Origin of the sequence: Streptomyces sp. BBFR51 (genome assembly GCF_044591655.1) — a bacterium.
In the GTDB taxonomy this organism is placed as follows: domain Bacteria; phylum Actinomycetota; class Actinomycetes; order Streptomycetales; family Streptomycetaceae; genus Streptomyces.
This window is the reverse complement of sequence record NZ_CP172448.1, coordinates 5,153,148-5,170,900: the sequence shown is the minus strand read 5'-3', so window position 1 is coordinate 5,170,900 and position 17,753 is coordinate 5,153,148. Positions and strand designations below refer to the sequence as shown.

At 73.9% G+C, this 17,753-nt stretch carries 9 protein-coding genes and 1 pseudogene; 1 reads left to right on the top strand and 9 read right to left on the bottom strand.

The genetic code is table 11. From position 1 onward, the window contains the following. Nucleotides 1-14: 14 nt before the first annotated feature. The 7 genes and pseudogenes from ACGH7X_RS23760 to ACGH7X_RS23730 form a co-directional block, all read right to left on the bottom strand. Nucleotides 15-710, bottom strand: a pseudogene (locus tag ACGH7X_RS23760) (serine/threonine-protein kinase); the annotation flags it as partial. After that, nucleotides 710-2,410 (bottom strand): serine/threonine-protein kinase, encoded by a 1,701-nt coding sequence (locus ACGH7X_RS23755; RefSeq protein WP_399887685.1) that lies wholly within the window; start codon nt 2,408-2,410, stop codon nt 710-712. The gene ACGH7X_RS23755 and the pseudogene ACGH7X_RS23760, both read right to left, overlap by 1 nt. An 81-nt stretch (nt 2,411-2,491) precedes the next feature. Then, the gene (locus ACGH7X_RS23750) at nt 2,492-3,625 is read right to left on the bottom strand and encodes a serine/threonine-protein kinase (RefSeq protein ID WP_399897291.1); all 1,134 of its coding nucleotides are present in this window, start codon (nt 3,623-3,625) and stop codon (nt 2,492-2,494) included. Between the two features lie 108 nt (nt 3,626-3,733). Next, the gene (locus ACGH7X_RS23745; protein ID WP_399887683.1) at nt 3,734-5,542 is read right to left on the bottom strand and encodes a protein kinase; all 1,809 of its coding nucleotides are present in this window, start codon (nt 5,540-5,542) and stop codon (nt 3,734-3,736) included. 145 nt (nt 5,543-5,687) lie between these two features. Further along, nucleotides 5,688-8,618, bottom strand: coding sequence for a protein kinase (locus tag ACGH7X_RS23740; protein ID WP_399887681.1), 2,931 nt, complete (start codon nt 8,616-8,618; stop codon nt 5,688-5,690). Nucleotides 8,619-8,780: 162 nt separating this feature from the next. Then, nucleotides 8,781-10,865, bottom strand: coding sequence for a serine/threonine-protein kinase (locus ACGH7X_RS23735; protein ID WP_399897288.1), 2,085 nt, complete (start codon nt 10,863-10,865; stop codon nt 8,781-8,783). 148 nt (nt 10,866-11,013) lie between these two features. Then, complete coding sequence (locus tag ACGH7X_RS23730) at nt 11,014-12,720, bottom strand: glycerol-3-phosphate dehydrogenase/oxidase (protein ID WP_399887679.1); 1,707 nt, start codon at nt 12,718-12,720, stop codon at nt 11,014-11,016. 305 nt (nt 12,721-13,025) lie between these two features. On the opposite strand from ACGH7X_RS23730, the gene ACGH7X_RS23725 reads away from it, so the two are divergent. Continuing rightward, nucleotides 13,026-14,234 (top strand): nucleotide sugar dehydrogenase, encoded by a 1,209-nt coding sequence (locus ACGH7X_RS23725; protein ID WP_399887677.1) that lies wholly within the window; start codon nt 13,026-13,028, stop codon nt 14,232-14,234. Nucleotides 14,235-14,869: 635 nt separating this feature from the next. Here ACGH7X_RS23725 and ACGH7X_RS23720 read toward each other — a convergent pair. Further along, nucleotides 14,870-15,994 carry a GuaB3 family IMP dehydrogenase-related protein gene (locus tag ACGH7X_RS23720; RefSeq protein WP_210957883.1) on the bottom strand — a complete coding sequence of 375 codons (1,125 nt, stop codon included), beginning with the start codon at nt 15,992-15,994 and terminating at the stop codon, nt 14,870-14,872. Nucleotides 15,995-16,117: 123 nt separating this feature from the next. After that, nucleotides 16,118-17,623 carry an IMP dehydrogenase gene (guaB, locus tag ACGH7X_RS23715; protein WP_399887675.1) on the bottom strand — a complete coding sequence of 502 codons (1,506 nt, stop codon included), beginning with the start codon at nt 17,621-17,623 and terminating at the stop codon, nt 16,118-16,120. Nucleotides 17,624-17,753: the final 130 nt, after the last annotated feature.

The window sequence follows — 17,753 nt, the reverse complement described above, 5'->3', positions numbered from 1 at the left end:
GTCACCGCACCCGGGCCCCCCGCGACCGCCTCCAGGTGCTCGGCGACTGCCTCCGCGTCCGGCCGCGACCCGGCGTCCGGCATCCGCAGCCGTTCGATCAGCGGGCCCAGCGGCCCGGCCGGCGACCCGTCCGCGACGGCCGTGTGCAGCAGGACGCCCAGGGACCGCAGGTCGGCCGCGGGCCCCGCGCCCCGCAGGGGCCCCTCGCCCGGCGCGTGGGCGGTGCCGAGGTCGGTGAGGACGACCCGGCCGTGCGCGCCGAGCAGCACGTTGGCGGGCCGGACCGCGCGGTGCACGATGCCGACGGCGTGCGCGGCCCGCAGGGCGCCGAGGACGGCGAGGCCGATGCGGGCGGCCTCGGGCGCCGCCAGCGGTCCGCGCAGGAGCATCTCGTGCAGGGACTCGCCGGGGACCCACTCCATGACGATCCAGGGCAGTCCGTCCGGCCCGGCCTCCTCCACGACCACGTCGTGGATGCGGACGGTGGCGGGATGGTCGACGCGGGCGGCGGCACGGGCCTCGCGGTAGAGGCGGTGGGCGGCCCGGCGGTAGGTCTCCTCGGCCGGGTCACCGGGCAACCGCGGCCGCCTGACCGCCACTTCGCGGTCCGCGACCTCGTCGAGTCCGTGCCAGACGGTGCCCGACGCGCCGGAACCGACGCGCCGCAGCAGCCGGTAGCGCTCGCCGACCAGCCGGCCCCTCAGTCCCATCAGAGCTTGTCGACCTCCCAGTTGGCGAGCACCGTCCGGGCGATCTCCCGTCCCTCGTCGGCGAAGTAGCCCTTGCGGGGGTAGTCGATCGACACCTTGTACATGTCGCCGTTGTCGGCCCGGTAGTAGAGGATGTGGAACTCGCGGGCGCGGGGGTTCTGCGTGTCCGAGGTCGTGTACTCGATGGTGTTCTCGGCGGCCTTCCTGCCCTTGTACTCGGTCTCGCTCGGCTCGCCCTTGGGAGCGGGGTCGTCGGCGAAGTCCCAGGAGTACTCGCCGTCCTTGAGCATCTCCCAGTCGGCCCAGGCGTTGGCGCCGGCGGTGTCCGGGATCTCGTTGGTCTTGTCGTCGGCCTTGATGTCCCGGTCCACGAGGACGGTGACCGCACCGCTCGGGTCCACGAAGGTCTCGTTGGTGCCGTCCCAGTCGTCCGGGTGCTTCGCCTTCACGAACTCGGACGGCACCGCGACGCTCATGCCGACCTTGGCGGGGAGCTTCTGCTGCTTCCAGCCCTCCGGCAGGGCCCCCGCGAAGGGGTCCGTGACCACCAAGTACGACGCCACCGCCGCCGCGACGACCACCGCGCCGAGGGTGATCCACGCGTTGCGGCCCAGCCGGACGCTCCACCGGGACGGGGGAGCCCCGCCCGCCCCCTGCGGCCCGTCGACCCGGACCACCTGGGTGGGCGGCGGCGCGGGCGGGTTCGCGGCCGCGTCCAGCAGGGAGCGCACCCGGGCCGCGTCGGGGCGGCGCGCCGGGTCCTTGTCCAGCAGGCCCGTGATCACCTCCGCCAGCGGGCCCTGCGCGGAGGCGGGCGGCGCGGGCGTGGCGTTGAGCACCGACTGGAGCGTGGCGGGGGTGTTGCTGCGGCGGAACGGCGAGACGCCCTCCGTCGCCGCGTACAGCACCACGCCCAGCGACCACAGGTCGCTCGCCGGTCCGGGGCGCTGGCCGAGGACCCGCTCCGGGGCGATGTACTCGGGCGAGCCGACGAAGCCTCCGGTGTCGGTCAGGTTGGTCTCGCCCTCGATCTGGGCGATGCCGAAGTCGGTGAGGACGACCCGGTCGTGGCGGCCGAGCAGGACGTTGTCCGGCTTCACGTCCCGGTGCAGGATGCCGGCGGCGTGCGCGGCCTCCAGGGCGCCGAGCACCTCCAGGCCGATCCTGGCCGCCTCGCGCGCGCCCAGCGTGCCCTCCTGGAGGGCGTCGCCCAGTGAGCGCCCGCGCACGAGTTCCATCACGATCCACGGCTGCTCGTCCACGACCGCCACGTCGTGCACGTCGACCACCGCGGGGTGGTCGAGCCGGGCCGCGGCGCGCGCCTCGCGGCGCATCCGCTCGAAGGCGTTGTCCCGTTCGCGTTCGGGAAGGTGGTCGGGTACGCGGGGCTCCTTGACGGCGACCTCGCGGTCCACGGTCTCGTCCTTCGCCCGCCACACCGTGCCCATGCCGCCGTGCCCGAGCTTGGCGAGCAGCCGGTAGCGCCCGGCGATGAGCCGTCCGGCGCCCGGGTCCGGCGTGCCCGCCGACGGGGCGGGCGACGGCACCGACGACGTGGCCTGCGACCGCGGCGGCACGACCTGGGTGGGTGCCGCGTACGGGTTGCCGGGATGCGGCACGGCGACGGGCTGGTTCGGCGGTTGCAGGTCAAAACTCGTCGGCTCGTCCGACCCGCTGCGGGGTCCCCCGTTGCTGCTCATGGGTCCATCCATATCGCGCCGGACGCGTCCGTTTCCACCGCCGGTGCGCGGCGGTCACAGACCCGTGACGCGGGTTGCCGCTTATCTCCTGTTTAGGTCCGGTGCGACGGACTCCGACGCGTTCGGTGCCGACTCGTTCGATGCCGACGCGTCCGGTGCCGAAGAGTCCGGCTCGGTCGTGGGCGTCGCGGTGGTCGGCGTCATGGGCACCGAACGCGTAGGCGTACCGCCCCCGTCGCCGCCCCCGTCCGCGAGCAGCGCGGCCGCCGAGATGCCCGCGCCCGCCGCCACCACGACCAGCAGCACCGCCATGAGCACGCTCCGCTTCACGCGCCGGGACTCGCCGCTCCCGGGCGTCTCCGCCGTGGCGGGCGTACGGCCCGTGCTGAGGAAGGCGCGCAGCATCCGCTGCGCCGAGGCCGCGTCCAGCCGCTGCCGCGGGTCGCGTTCCAGCAGGCCCCGTACGACCGGAAGGAGCGGTCCGGCCTGCGCGGGCGGGCGGATCTCGTCGGTGACCACGGCGTGCAGGACGCCGCCCAGCGAGTCGCGATGGAAAGGGGACGCGCCGCTGAGGACCGCGCACAGCAGCACGCCCAGCGACCACAGGTCGGACTCCGGCCCGGTCCCGGCGCCGGACATCCGCTCCGGGGCGGTGTATTCGGGGGAACCGACGAAGGATCCGCTCTCGGTGAGCGTGGTGGCACCCGCGACCTGGGCGACGCCGAAGTCCGTGAGGAAGACCCTGCCGTCCTCGGCGATCAGCACGTTGGACGGCTTCACGTCCCGGTGCAGGATGCCGGCGGTGTGGGCCGTGCTCAGGGCGTCGAGCAGGGCGATGCCGATGCGGGCGGCCTCGCCGGCGTCGACCGGGCCGCGGGTGAGGACGCGGTCGGCGAGCGAGCCGCCGTCGACCAGTTCCATGACCATGTACGCGCGTTCGTCGTCCTCGACGACGTCGTGCACGACGATGACGTGCGGATGCCGCAGCTGTGCGACCGCGCGGGCCTCGCGCAGGGTGCGCTCACGGCGGCGCCGGGCCTCGGCCGCGGAGAGGGTCTCGTCGAGGGGGAGCGCCTTCACGGCCACTTCGCGGGCGAGCAGTTGGTCGGTGGCCCGCCACACGATGCCCATACCGCCGCTGCCGAGCCGCTCGTGGAGCCGGTAACGGCCCGCGATGACACGCCCGCCCGCCCCCTCGGTCACCATGCGCCCCATCATGCCCCACCGGACGCACCGGCTCCGGGTCGCTGTCACACGGGTGGCCGACAACCGACGGGCGCACGGACGCCGCCCGGCCGGCTCCCGGCCGCCGTACGACGGGGGTCAGCCGGTCTTCTCCTGCCAGCTCTGGAGCACCGCCTTGAACCGCCGTTGCGTGGCCGGCCAGTCGCCCGCGGGCCCCGACATGTTGAGGGCGTACTCGACGCCGTCCCGGGACATGTACGCCTGCGACACGGCGCGGCGCGGGCCGGGGAAGGAGGTGTCCTTCGCCAGCGCGGTCCAGGTGTACACCCACCGGGCGCTGTCGCGGTCGCGGTAGTCGGCGCGTTCCAGGGCGACGCGTTGGTAGTCGACCAGCCGCTGGAGCTGCACCTCCAGGTCGAGCTGGTGTGCGTAGGGGTCGTTGTAGTCGGGGGCGGAGTCGGCGGATATGCGCAGGACGTGCTTCCCGCCGTCGGGGGTGTAGTCGATCTGCCGGAGTTCGCCGCTGTTGCCGTCGAAGTCCGTCCGCTGCCAGTCCTTGGGCAGGTACAGGCTGAAACCCAGCGGGTCGTCGCGGCGTACCCAGTCGGCCGGAACGGAGCCGCCTGGGCCCTTGCCGGGCGTCGCGGAGGCGGAGGGCGAGCCGGAGGTGGACGGCGCGTCGGTGGGGTCGGAGCCGGCCGACGCGCCGCCTTCGCCGCGCTGTTGCAGCACCACGGCGGTTCCCGCACCGATGAGGGCGGCGACGGCGACGACCAGGACGAGCGTGCGCAGGCGGCCGCGCCGGGGGCGTCGGGGAGCGGCCGGGTCCGCCGGTACGGCGGGGGTGTGCCCCGGGGCCGCGGGGCCCGTTTGTATGGGGCCCGCCGACGCGTAACCCGGCTCCCCGTAGGCCGGCTGCGCGTAGGCCTGCTGCGCGTATCCCGGCTCCGCGTAGCCCGACGCGGTGTGTCCCGTCGCCGAGGGGCCGACCGTCGTGGGGCCGGTCACCGGCGGGTACGGCGTCGCCGTGGTCCCGCCCGCCGGGCCCGGTGTTCCCTGGTGGACCGTGTCGCCCTGCCGCGGCGGGCCCGGATACCGGGTGGTCGGCACGTACGCCTGGGCCGCGTCCGGGCGCCGTCCCTCGGCCGCCTGGGCGAGCAGGTGCTCGGCCTCGGTCGCGTCGGGCCGCGCGGCCGGGTCCTTGCGCAGCAGGGCGCTGATGACGGGCGCGAGCGCACCGGCGTACCGGGGCTCGCCGGCCTCCTCCTCGACGACCGCCTGCATGGTGGTGAGCGGCGAGGTGCGGCGGAACGGCGACCTGCCCTCCACCGCCGTGTACAGCGTCGCGCCGAGCGCCCACAGGTCGGAGGAGGGGCCGGGGTCGTGACCGCGGACGCGCTCGGGCGCGAGGTAGTCGACGGAGCCGACGACCTCTCCGGTCCGGGTGATGGTGGAGTCGCCCTCGATCTGCGCGATGCCGAAGTCGGTCAGCAGCACCCGGCCGTCATCGGCGAGCAGCACGTTGCCCGGCTTGACGTCGCGGTGCAGGACGCCCGCGGTGTGCGCGGCGCACAGCGCACGCAGCACCCACAAGCCGATCCGGGCCGCCTCCCGCGGGTCGACCCGCTCCTCCTCCTTGACCGCGTCGGCCAGCGAGCGGCCCTCGACCAGCTCCATCACGATCCAGGGCCGGCCGTCGTGTTCGAGTACGTCGTGCACGGTGACGACGGCCGAGTGGTTGATCCGCGCCGCCGCGCGTGCCTCGCCCCGGGTGCGCGCCAGGAGTATGGCCTGGTCGCTCTCGGAGACGTAGAGCGCGGCGGTCAACTCCTTGATGGCGACGGTCCGGTGCAGCACCTCGTCGTGCGCTCGCCACACCCGGCCCATGCCGCCGCTGCCGATGGCTTCCCCGAGCCGGTAACGGCCCGCGACGAGCCGGCCCTGCATCTGATTCACGTTGCCCCGCAATGGTCTTGTCAGGGCCACACTAGGGACCGGCCACCCTCCGCGGAACGGGTGGGGTGGTATGGAAACCGCTCTGTGACGGTTGTCGCTTTCCGTGACGGGAGGCAACCATCGGGCCGAACTGCGTTCAGCGCGCGTACTGGTAGGTGGCCGAGGCCTGTTCGTACAGCCGGGTCACCTCGTCACGCTCCGCCTCCGGACCGCGCACCTGCACCACGTGGTAGCGGCCGTCGATGAGGATGGCGACGTTGCGCACGTACAGCTCGCCGCCGGCGCCGGTCCAGGTGAACTGCCCCTCGGCCATGGTCCGTCCGCCGACCTCGATGGTCTTCAGCCCGCTGGAGGTGGCCCAGCTGGAGGCACGGTAGGAGGCCAACTCGGCCTCGCTGTCGCGCTGGTAGGCCATCGGATCGTCGCCGAACTCTGACGTGCGGTCCCGGCCGGGTACGACGATGAGCTCGAAGTCGCCCTTGCTGTAGACGACCTGGCCGCTGCCGTTGCGCGGGGCGCGGTCCCAGCCCTCGGCGACGGCGATGCGGAAGCCCTCCGGGTCCTTGCGCAGGGTGAAGCCGTCGGCGACGTTGGACTGCGTCTCGGTGGAGCCGCCCGCCGTCCGGGAGGCGCCGGGGTCGGCCTTCGGGGACGTCTGCTCGGGCCGGGGCTCGCTGCTGACGTCCGGCGACTTCGCGGGCGGCGCCTGGCTCGCCTCGCCGGCGGCGCCGGTGCGGTCGGCGGCGCCCGTGCCGTTCGTGTCGCCCTTCGGCATGAAGAACATGGCGTACGCGACCGCGCCGGCCATCGCCAGCAGTATCAGCACGAGCAGGGTCCGGCCGAGGCTGCGCGGGGAGCGGTTCGTCTCCGGCCTGCCCCGCTTGTGCCGTCCGTGGTGCGCGGGCAGCCCGGCACGCCGCCTGCGCACCAGCTCGCCGCGGCGGCGCACGATGGGCAGTCGGCCGGTCTCGGCGGGCGGCGCCGAGATGACGTGCAGTCCGGCCTCCGGCTCGGGCGCCGAGCGCACGAGCGAGCGCAGCCAGCCGCGCAGCTCCTCGAAGTCGATGCGTTCGGTGGGGTCCTGACGCAGCAGCGACTCCACGACCGGCCGCAGCGGTCCGCACTCCTCGGCGAACGCGGGCGGCTCCGCGCACACGATCTGCACCAGCTCGGCGGTCGACTCCTCCGGGTAGGGCGCGTGCCCCTGTACGGCGCGAAAGAGCAGCGCGCCCAGCGCCCACAGGTCGGTGGCGGGGCCGATGGGCGCGGCCAGCTGCCAGTTCTCGTGCACGGGACCGGCCTGTTCCGGCGCCCAGCGCTCGGTCACGGGGCCGACCACGGCCATCCGCGTCTGCCGGGCCCGCTCGGCCGCGAGCGCGGTGGCGGGACCGCGCGGCGCGGGGGTACGGGCGACCAGGTCGCCCCAGCGCGCGGCGGTCTCGGCGCCGCCCTCCTGCCACGGGGCGGCGGGGCCACCTTCCTGGTGCAGGGCGGCGGCGGGGCCACCTTCCTGGTGCGGGGCGGCGGGTCCGCCCTCGTGCCGTGGGCCGGCGGCGCCGCCCCCCTGGCGCGGGGCGGCGAGCCCGGCGGTGTCCTCCTGCCGCGCGGCGGGCAGGGCGCGCCCGGTAGCCGGGCCGGGACCGGTAGCCGGGCCGGGACCGGTGGCCGGTTCGCCGCCCGTGCGGGGGGTGGAGAAGGCCGGATCGTCGCTGCGACGGGGTGTGGCACCGTGCCAGGAGGTCGCGCCCACTCCGTACGGGTCGGCGATCTGACCGGGTGGGACGGCTGTCCCGGACGAAGAGGCGTGACCGACACCGTCGTTGGACCCCGGGACACCGGACACGTCCCCTGGACCGGAGGCGAAACCCGGTCGCCCGCCGGCTGTGCCGGGCCCGGCGTCGTACCCGGTCCCGCCCGCCTCGACGCCGTGGCCGGGCCGCGCCCCGCCGGACGCGGTGTCGTGCGGTGGCCGGCCGGGCCCGTCGCCGAACGAAGAGCCGGGCGCCTCAGGGCCACCGGTATGCGCCGCCTCGTCGGGGGCGGGACGGGCGCCCGGCAGGGCCGCGCGGCCGTTCTGGGCCTCCTGGACGCGGGCCGCGGCCCGGGCGCCCGCGCGGTACGCGGCGATCGCCCCGGCGCGGGCGGCACGCGCGTCCCCGGCGGTGTCGAGCGACGCGGGCGCGAGTCCGGCGGGGGCGCCGCCCGGCCCCGGCGCCCCGGGCACCGGGAGCTCGCCGACGCCTCGCGCCTCGATGGCGGCCCGCCGGGCGGCCTCGGGGTCGGCGTCGCCGGGGCGGAAGATCCCGGTCCGCGCACCGCCGGGCCCCAGGGCCCCGGCCCCGGCGCCACCGGGGCCGCGCGTCCGGGTGGCGACGCCGCCGCCCGGGCCGAAGGTTCCGTTCGGGTCGACCGCGGCGGGGGCGGGGTCCTCGTCGGGCGGGGGCACCGGGTCGTACCCGCACAGCGCCTCCTCCGCGGCTCCGACCGCCAGGCCGGTCAGCATCACCCGCCCGTCGTCGCAGACGAGCACGGTGCGCGCGGTGATGTTGCGGTGCACCCAGCCGTACGTGTGCAGCACCCGCAGCGCCAGGAGGACGTCGGAGGCCACCTCGGCCGCCCGGTAGGGCGTGAGTGTCTGTTCGGCGAGCAGGGCGGCCAGCGGCCTCGCGGCCACCAGCTCGCTGACGATCCAGAGCGAACCGCCCTCGGCGAACACGTCGAAGACCTGGTCGAGGCGCGGATGGTCGGGGACGGCGGCCGCGGCCTGCGCGGCCTCGACGGCCCGCCGCACCACCGGGTCGGCCGGCCGCCGGGTGCTGCCGCCCGCCGCGGGCGGCCGCCTGCCGGGGTGCTGTGCACCGCCGTCCCGGGCCGTGAAGCCGTCGGGCAGTCCGTCCGCGTCGAGCACCTCGGCCTCGACGACCTCCGGCAACGGCACCTGCCGGACCAGGACTTCCTGGCCGCTGTAGGTGTCGAAGGCCCGGGTCTCGGTGAGTTCGTACTCGTCGGACGGCGGCAGGGGCAGGCGGTAGCGGTCGGCGAGCACCCGTCCCGCATAGTCGTCCACGTCGCCACCCCCGGCAGCCCGTCGGTCAATTCCGTTCGCCCGGCGGGCCGTTCCGGCTGCGTACGGTCCGCAAGCACTCACGATACGTGCCGGAGGCAACCCGCAAAGAGCTGATGCCAGATATCGGAGCGCTCAAACCCGGGAAACCCGGGCCCCGCCCGCTCAGGACTTGGGTTCGAAGGTCTTCGACAGGGTCCGCCAGGTGTCCCGGCGCAGGTCGCTGCCCCAGTCGTCGGCCTTCGCGGTGTACATGAGGGCGTAGCCCTGGTGGTCGTTGACGACGAATCCCCGGTCCACGGTGCGGTACTTGGTGCCGCCCTCGGTGTAGGTGAACTCCCAGTCGGCCGCGTTCCAGCCCCGGTAGCCCACCTTCTCTATGCGGATCTTCTTGTAGTTCGAGCGGACCATGTACTGCTCCTGGCTCTTCCAGTCGGCGACGGGGTCGCCCTTGGGCGTGGAGGTCCAGGCGACCAGCAGCTTCTGCCCGCCGGGTCCGGTGAACCGGTCGCCCGAGGAGCCCGTGGAGGCGTACTTCCAGCCCTTGGGCAGCCCGATGCCGTACCCCTGGGTCCCCTGGTGGGTGGTGGCCACGTCCGTGTCGTCGTCGGCGTCGGACTTGCCCGCGTCGTCCGACTCGCTCCCGCCGCCGGACGCGCTCGCCCCTGCCTCCGGGGCGCCGGTCGCGTCCCCGTCGGCCGCCGGGTCGGAGGCGGAGCCGTCGGTGCCGGTCCCGCTCCCCTCGTCCTGCTTGGTGTCGCCGCTCGGTCCCGTGGAGGCGACGGCCTTGCCACCGCTGCCGCCCTCGGCGCCCTTCTCGTCGTCGCCACCGCCGAGCGTGAGCGCCAGTACGGTGCCGAGCACGGCGAGCGCCACGACCACCGCGATGATGATCAGCGTCCGGCGCGGCACCACGTCGGTGAGCGGCGCCCGGGGCACGGCCCTGGCCGGCATGTCCGGCGGCGGTACGACGGGCCAGCCGGAACTCCGCGCTCCCCCAGGGGCGTTCGGCGTACCGGCCGTCGGGCCGGCTCCGGTGGCCCCACCGGCACCGGCACGCGTACCGGCGCCCGATCCCGCCCTCGGCGCCGGCGCGACCGCGGCCGTCCCGGCGGACCCCTGCGCGGCGGTCGCCCCCGCGGATCCCCGCGCCGCGGTCCTGTCGCCGTCGCCCGCCTTGGTCCGCGAGGCGGCGGCCGCACCGGCCGCACCGGCCGCACCGGCCCCGGCGGCGGCCTTGCGCACGGAACGCATCGCCCCGCGCAACCGCTCCCCGGCCTCCTCGGCCCGCTTGCCACCGGCTCCCGGGGAACCGCCGCGGCGCCTGCGCCCGTCCGGCTGCGCGGGCAGCGGCACGACCCTGGTGGCGTCGAGCGGTTCGCTCTCGGCCGCCTTCTCCGGGGCGTGGACGACCTCGTTGAGCATCGCGCGGGCGCCCGCGTCGTCGAGCCGCTGGGCGGGGTCCTTGGTGAGCAGCCCGTAGATGACGTCCCGCAGCGGGCCGGCGTTCTTCGGCTCCTCCAGGTTCTCCGTCATCACCGCGGTGAGCGTCGCGATCGCCGAGCCCCGGTCGTAGGGCGGGGTGCCCTCGACGGCGGCGTACAGCAGTCCGCCCAGCGACCACAGGTCTGCGGCCGGGCCGGGCTTGTGGCCGCGGGCGCGCTCCGGGGAGATGTAGGAGGGAGCGCCGACGAGCATGCCGGTGGAGGTGATGGAGGGGTCGCCCTCGACCTGGGCGATGCCGAAGTCGGTGAGCACGACCCGGCCGTCCTCGGCGATCAGTACGTTCGACGGCTTCACGTCGCGGTGCAGAATGCCCTCGCGGTGTGCGGAGCGCAGTACGTCCAGGACGGCGAGGCCGACCTCGGCCGCGCGCCTGGGCTCCAGCAGACCGTCCTCACGGATGGCCTCGGCGAGCGACTTGCCCTCGACGAGTTCCATCACGATCCACGGCCGGTCGTCCTCCTCGACCACGTCGTAGACCGTGACGGCGCTGTTGTTGCGGATCCGCGCGATCGCCTTCGCCTCGCGCAGCGTGCGCGTGATCAGGCGCCGCTTCTCCTCCTCGTCGATGTTCCCCGGGAACCGCAGCTCCTTGACGGCGACCGTGCGTCCGAGGGTCTCGTCCTCGGCCCGCCACACCGTCCCCATGCCGCCGCGGCCGAGCACGTCTCCCAGCCGGTACCGCCCGGCGAGGAGACGTGCACTCTTGTCCGTACGGGATGTCCCCGCCCGCTCCGCCTCCGACATGCGTCCCCTCATGCAACCCGCCCTGACAGAGCCTTCATTGTCCCTCACCCGACAAGTGATCGACGCCCAGGGTGCCAATGGGGCCAACCGGACTCGGGGGCGGGCGGCGGGGCGGGCCGGCCTCCGGTCGCACCCGCCCCGGGCGCCCCTACCGTGTCACGATGTCCGGCGCCCCCAGCCGGGCCGCGTCGGCCGTCAGGTCGTCCGGCTGACGCTGCGACTCCCGCTCGGCCTCGACCCTCTTCTCGTAGTGCTCGGCCTCTCGTTCGACCTGGCCCTCGTCCCAGCCCAGCACCGGCGCCATCAGCTCGGCGGCCTCGCGGGCGCTGCGCGTTCCCCGGTCGAAGGTCTCGATGGAGATGCGGGTGCGGCGGGTCAGTACGTCGTCCAGGTGCCGGGCACCCTCGTGCGAGGCCGCGTAGACGACCTCGGCGCGCAGATAGTCGTCGGCGGCGCCGAGCGGTTCGCCCAGCGAGGGGTCGGCGGTGACGAGTTCGAGCAGTTCCTCGGTGAGCGCGCCGTACCGGTTCAGCAGGTGCTCCACGCGCACCACGTGCAGTCCGGTGCGCGCGGCGATCCGCGCCCGCGCGTTCCACAGCGCGTGGTAGCCCTCGGCGCCGAGCAGCGGGGTCTCCTCGGTGACGCTGTCGGCGACCCGCAGATCGAGTCCGTGCACCGCCTCGTCCACGGCGTCCTTGGCCATCACGCGGTACGTCGTGTACTTGCCGCCCGCCACGACGACCAGGCCGGGCACCGGGTGCGCGACCGTGTGCTCGCGCGACAGCTTGCTGGTGGCGTCCGACTCGCCGGCCAGCAGGGGGCGCAACCCGGCGTACACGCCCTCGACGTCGTCGCGCGTGAGCGGCACCGACAGCACCGAGTTGACGTGCTCGAGGAGGTAGTCGATGTCCGCGCTGGACGCGGCCGGGTGGGCCTTGTCCAGGTCCCATTCGGTGTCGGTGGTGCCGATGATCCAGTGCCGGCCCCAGGGGATGACGAACAGCACGGACTTCTCCGTGCGCAGGATCAGGCCGGTGCTGGAGTGGATGCGGTCCTTGGGCACGACCAGGTGGATGCCCTTGGAGGCCCGGACGTGGAACTGGCCGCGCTCGCCCACCATCGACTGGGTGTCGTCGGTCCACACCCCGGTCGCGTTCACGACCTGCTTGGCGCGGACCTCGTACTCCCCGCCCGCCTCGACGTCCTGCACCCGCGCCCCGACCACGCGTTCGCCCTCGCGAATGAAGGAGGTGACCCGCGCACGGTTGGCGACCTGGGCGCCGTACGCCGCCGCGGTGCGCACCAGCGTGGTCACGAACCGGGCGTCGTCCATCTGGGCGTCGTAGTACTGCAACGCGCCGACCAGCGCGTCCTTCTTCAAGGCGGGTGCGACGCGCAGGGCGTGACGGCGGCTCAGGTGCCGGTGCACGGGCAGGCCCCGGCCGTGGCCCCGGGCCATCGACATGGCGTCGTAGAGCGCGACGCCCGAGCCCGCGTAGAGCCGCTCCCAGCCCTTGTGCTGGAGCGGGTACAGGAAGGGCACCGGCTTCACCAGATGCGGCGCGAGCCGCTCGAGCAGCAGCCCGCGCTCCTTCAGCGCCTCCCGGACGAGCACGAAGTCGAGCATCTCCAGATAGCGCAGGCCGCCGTGGATCAGCTTGCTGGACCTGCTGGAGGTGCCCGACGCCCAGTCCCGCGCCTCGACCAGCCCGGTGGACAGGCCGCGCGTCACGGCGTCGAGCGCGGTGCCCGCGCCGACCACACCGGCGCCCACCACCAGTACGTCAAGCTCGCGCTCGGCCATGGCCGCGAGCGACTCGGCGCGCTGCGCCGGCCCCAGGGTCGCTGTCCTCACTGCTGCCTCCCGCTGTCGGTAGCGTCGGCCGCACCCGTGGAGGCGAAGCCCGGTTCCTGGTACCCACCATGCCCAGATTCTGACCGCCCTGCCCGACATCGGCCGCCGCGCGGCCCCAGCCTGTGGACAACTTCCCCGTCGCTGCCCCGCAGCTCACCGTCGACGCTCGACACTCACCGAAACCAGGCGGATCAATCCCGCAAATCGGTCATATTTACTCCTAGTCTGACGTTGTGCTCGCCCATCCTGTCCACCGGGCTTGCGCACCTGTCCCACTTCGGCTACCGGGAAGGACGGCCCACGCCATGCCCGCAGATCTCGCCGTCATCGGACTCGGCCCGTACGGCCTGCCCCTGGCCCAGGCCGCCGTCGCCGCAGGCATCCCCACCCTCGGCTACCGCACCGGTCCCGAGGCCGACCCGCTCACCCCCGCCGAGGTGCGCCGGATGCTCGCGACGGGATTCCGGACCCCCACCGGGCCGCAGGAGCTGGGCCGCGTCCGCACCGCCGTCATCTGCGCCCCCACCCCGCCGGGCGCGGACGGCGGCCTGGACCTCACCCAGGTGGAGGCCGCGGCCCGCACCCTGGCCGCCCACATGCGCCCCCACACCACGGTGATCCTGGAGTCGCCCGTACGGCCCGGCACGACGGAGGAGTTCCTGCGCCCCCTCCTGGAGCAGGGCTCCGGGCTGCGCGCCGGCCGCGACTTCCACCTCGCGTACTCCCCCAGCCGCGTCGACCCCGGCAACCGCGACTTCACCCCGGCCAACACCCCGAAGGTCATCGGCGGCCTCACCCCCGCCTGCACCGAGTCGGCCGCCGCCTTCTACAGCCGCCTCACCGACAAGGTGGTCCGCGCGCGTGGGCCGCGGGAGGCGGAGACGGTGCAGCTCCTGGAGACCAACTTCCGGCACGTGAACATCGCGCTGGTCAACGAGATGGCCGTGCTCTGCGACGACCTCGGCGTCGACCTGTGGGACGTCCTGCGCTGCGCGGAGACCAAGCCCTTCGGCTTCCAGGCCTTCCGCCCGGGACCCGGCGTCGGCGGCCACTCCGTCGCCCAGGACCTGACCGGCCGGGCCCCGCACAGCCTGCGCATGGTGGAGCTGGCCCAGCAGGTCAACTCCCAGATGCCGCGCTACGTCGTCCAGCGCGCCGCCGCCCTGCTCAACGAGCACGGCAAGTCCGCGCGCGGCGCCCGCATCCTCCTCCTCGGCGTCACCTACAAGGCCGACCTCGCCGACCAGCAGGCCACCCCGGCCGAGGAGATCGCGACCCGCCTGATGTCGATGGGCGCCGCCGTGAGCTACCACGACCCGCACATCCCGTCCTGGAACGTCGCCGACCGCCCCGTCCCCCGCGCCGACTCCCTCTACGAGGCCGCCGCCGACGCCGACCTCACGATCCTCCTCCAGCAGCACCGCACGTACGACCTCCAGGGCCTGTCGGTCAAGGCCCAGCTCCTCCTGGACACCCGGGGGGCCACGCCCACGGGGGCGGCGCACCGGTTGTGAGGCGGGGGCGCACGGGGGTGACCGTGCCACGGGGTTGGTGGTGGGAGGGCGGCTGCGCCGGTACGGTGGGAGCGGATGGAGCCCACCGCAGTGGGTCTGCGGCCGGGCAACGGGTGTCCGCCCCTATTTCTCGTAGGGACGGCCGCTCACCATCCGCAAAGGCTGGAGCCCACCGCAGCCGGATACTGAGGCAGGCTCCAGAGAAGTGAACGGAGTGTCCACCCCTAACTCTCTTAGGGGTGGCCGCTCACTTCCCGTGAATCCGCAGGATCCACCTCCTCCGGAACTTCACCGTCCGCAGACGGATCCGGTCCCAGCGGGTGGGCTTGCGGTGACGGCCCATGGCGCGCCCCCTTCCACGATGCCGCCCATATCCCGGTAGGCGGTCCGTCTGGAATTCGGGCCGGGCCCCGAGGAGCGGGGTCCGGAACGGTTCCTTGGAAGGGGGCGCCCCAGAGAGCGGGTCGCCGAGCAGGGACATTACCGACCCGGCACGGCCCTCCCCCGCGTATTCGCCCCGAACGCCACCGCACGCCCCCGCGCCACGTCACGCGCCCCCTCACGAGCCCCTGAGCACGCGAAAGAGGCCGGTCACCCCCGTCGGGGCGACCGGCCTCCTCGAAGCCGTCAGGCGGCTACCGCCGGTGCTGCGAGTCCGCCACCGTCACCTCGACGCGCTGGAACTCCTTGAGCTCGCTGTACCCGGTCGTCGACATCGCCCGGCGCAGGGCGCCGAAGAAGTTCATCGAGCCGTCGGGGTTGCGGGACGGACCGGTGAGGATCTCCTCGATGGTGCCGACCGTGCCGAGGTCGACCTTCTTGCCGCGCGGCAGCTCCTCGTTGACGGCCTCCATGCCCCAGTGGTTGCCCTTGCCCGGCGCGTCGGTCGCGCGGGCCAGCGGGGAGCCCATCATCACGGAGTCGGCGCCGCAGGCGATGGCCTTGGGCAGGTCGCCGGACCAGCCGACGCCGCCGTCGGCGATGACGTGGACGTACCGGCCGCCGGACTCGTCCATGTAGTCCCGGCGGGCCGCCGCCACGTCGGCGACCGCGGTCGCCATGGGCACCTGGATGCCGAGCACGTTGCGCGTGGTGTGGGCGGCGCCGCCGCCGAAGCCGACGAGGACGCCCGCGGCGCCGGTGCGCATCAGGTGCAGGGCGGCGGTGTAGGTGGCGCAGCCGCCGACGATCACCGGGACGTCGAGTTCGTAGATGAACTGCTTCAGGTTCAGCGGCTCGTGCGAGCCGGAGACGTGCTCCGCGGAGACCGTGGTGCCGCGGATGACGAAGATGTCGACGCCCGCGTCCACGACGGCCTTGGAGAACTGGGCGGTGCGCTGCGGGGAGAGCGCGGCGGCGGTGACCACGCCCGAGTCGCGCACCTCCTTGATGCGCTGCCCGATCAGCTCCTCCTTGATGGGAGCGGCGTAGATCTCCTGGAGGCGGCGGGTCGCGTTGTCGGTGTCCAGCTCCGCGATCTCGTCGAGCAGGGGCTGCGGGTCCTCGTGCCGGGTCCAGAGGCCTTCCAGGTTCAGGACGCCGAGGCCGCCCAGCTCGCCGATGCGGATGGCGGTGGCCGGGGAGACGACCGAGTCCATGGGAGCGGCCAGGAACGGCAGCTCGAAGCGGTAGGCGTCGATCTGCCAGGCGATCGAGACCTCCTTCGGGTCCCGCGTACGGCGGCTGGGGACGACGGCGATGTCGTCGAAGGCGTACGCCCGGCGGCCGCGCTTGCCGCGCCCGATCTCGATCTCAGTCACGTCTGTGGCCTTTCCCTGATGCGTTGCAGCGCCTTCCAGTATCCCCGACGGGCTCGCCGGGGCACCGCAGAGGGCGGCCCCGGATGGTCCGGAGCCGCCCTCGGGAGGCTGCTGCCTGTCTGCCTACTTGCTGCGGCTGTAGTTCGGTGCCTCGACCGTCATCTGGATGTCGTGCGGGTGGCTCTCCTTGAGACCCGCGGAGGTGATCCGCACGAAGCGGCCCTTCGACTCCATCTCCCCGATCGTGGCGGCGCCCACGTACCCCATGGTCTGGCGCAGACCGCCGACGAGCTGGTGCAGCACGTTGCCCAGCGGGCCGCGGTAGGGCACCTGGCCCTCGATGCCCTCGGGCACGAGCTTGTCGTCGGAGGCGACCTCGGCCTGGAAGTAGCGGTCCTTCGAGAACGACCGGCCCTGGCCGCGGGACTGCATGGCGCCCAGCGAGCCCATGCCGCGGTACGACTTGAACTGCTTGCCGTTGATGAACTGCAGCTCGCCCGGCGACTCCTCGCAGCCCGCGAGGAGGCTGCCCAGCATCACCGTGTCGGCACCGGCGGCGAGGGCCTTGCCGATGTCGCCGGAGTACTGGAGTCCGCCGTCGCCGATCAGGGGGACGCCGGCGGCGCGGGCCGCGAGGGAGGCCTCGTAGATGGCGGTGACCTGCGGGACGCCGATGCCGGCGACGACACGGGTCGTACAGATGGAACCGGGGCCGACACCGACCTTGATGCCGTCGACGCCGGCGTCGATCAGGGCCTGGGCGCCGTCACGGGTGGCGACGTTGCCGCCGATCACGTCCACGCCGACGCTGGACTTGATCTTCGCCATCCAGCTCAGGGCGTTGCTGTTGTGGCCGTGCGAGGTGTCGACGACCAGGAAGTCCACGCCCGCGGCGGCCAGGGCCTGGGCGCGCTCCAGCGCCTCGGGGCTGGCGCCGACGGCGGCGCCGACCAGCAGCCGCCCCTCGGAGTCCTTGGCGGCGTGGGGGTACTGCTCGGCCTTGACGAAGTCCTTGACCGTGATGAGGCCCTTGAGGACGCCCTCGTCGTCGACCAGCGGCAGCTTCTCGATCTTGTGGCGGCGCAGCAGCCCCATGGCGTCCACGCCGGAGATGCCGACCTTGCCGGTGACCAGCGGCATCGGCGTCATGACCTCGCGCACCTGGCGCGTGCGGTCGGACTCGAAGGCCATGTCCCGGTTGGTGACGATGCCGAGCAGCTTGCCGGCCGGGTCGGTGACCGGGACGCCGCTGATGCGGAACTTGGCGCACAGCGCGTCCGCCTCGGTCAGCGTGGCTTCCGGGTGCACCGTGATCGGGTCGGTGACCATGCCGGACTCGGACCTCTTGACGAGGTCCACCTGGTTGACCTGGTCCTCGACGGAGAGGTTGCGGTGCAGCACACCGACACCGCCCTGGCGGGCCATGGCGATCGCCATGCGGGACTCGGTCACCTTGTCCATCGCGGCCGAGAGCAGCGGGATGTTCACCCGGACGTTGCGGGAGATGCGGGACGAGGTGTCGACCGCGTTGGGGAGCACCTCTGATGCACCCGGCAGCAGCAGCACGTCGTCGTAGGTCAGCCCGAGCGTCGCGAATTTCTCGGGCACTCCGTCGACGTTGGCAGTCATGACACCTTCCCCAAATGGCCTTGATCGGTGCGGATGTCCATGCTAACGGGAAGCGGGGGTGGCTCATTCCACGATCAGGGCGGCCCGCGGTCTTCGTAGCTTCGTACGGACGGCGGCCGTCGCCCGTTCA

What these genes read in the sequence shown, in the direction of transcription:
- ACGH7X_RS23755 (WP_399887685.1), bottom strand. Translation starts at nt 2,410, where the DNA reads ATGAGCAGCAACGGGGGACCCCGCAGCGGGTCGGACGAGCCGACGAGT.
- ACGH7X_RS23750 (WP_399897291.1), bottom strand. Translation starts at nt 3,625, where the DNA reads ATGGGGCGCATGGTGACCGAGGGGGCGGGCGGGCGTGTCATCGCGGGC.
- ACGH7X_RS23745 (WP_399887683.1), bottom strand. Translation starts at nt 5,542, where the DNA reads ATGCAGGGCCGGCTCGTCGCGGGCCGTTACCGGCTCGGGGAAGCCATC.
- ACGH7X_RS23735 (WP_399897288.1), bottom strand. Translation starts at nt 10,865, where the DNA reads ATGTCGGAGGCGGAGCGGGCGGGGACATCCCGTACGGACAAGAGTGCA.
- ACGH7X_RS23725 (WP_399887677.1), top strand. Translation starts at nt 13,026, where the DNA reads ATGCCCGCAGATCTCGCCGTCATCGGACTCGGCCCGTACGGCCTGCCC.
- guaB (WP_399887675.1), bottom strand. Translation starts at nt 17,623, where the DNA reads ATGACTGCCAACGTCGACGGAGTGCCCGAGAAATTCGCGACGCTCGGG.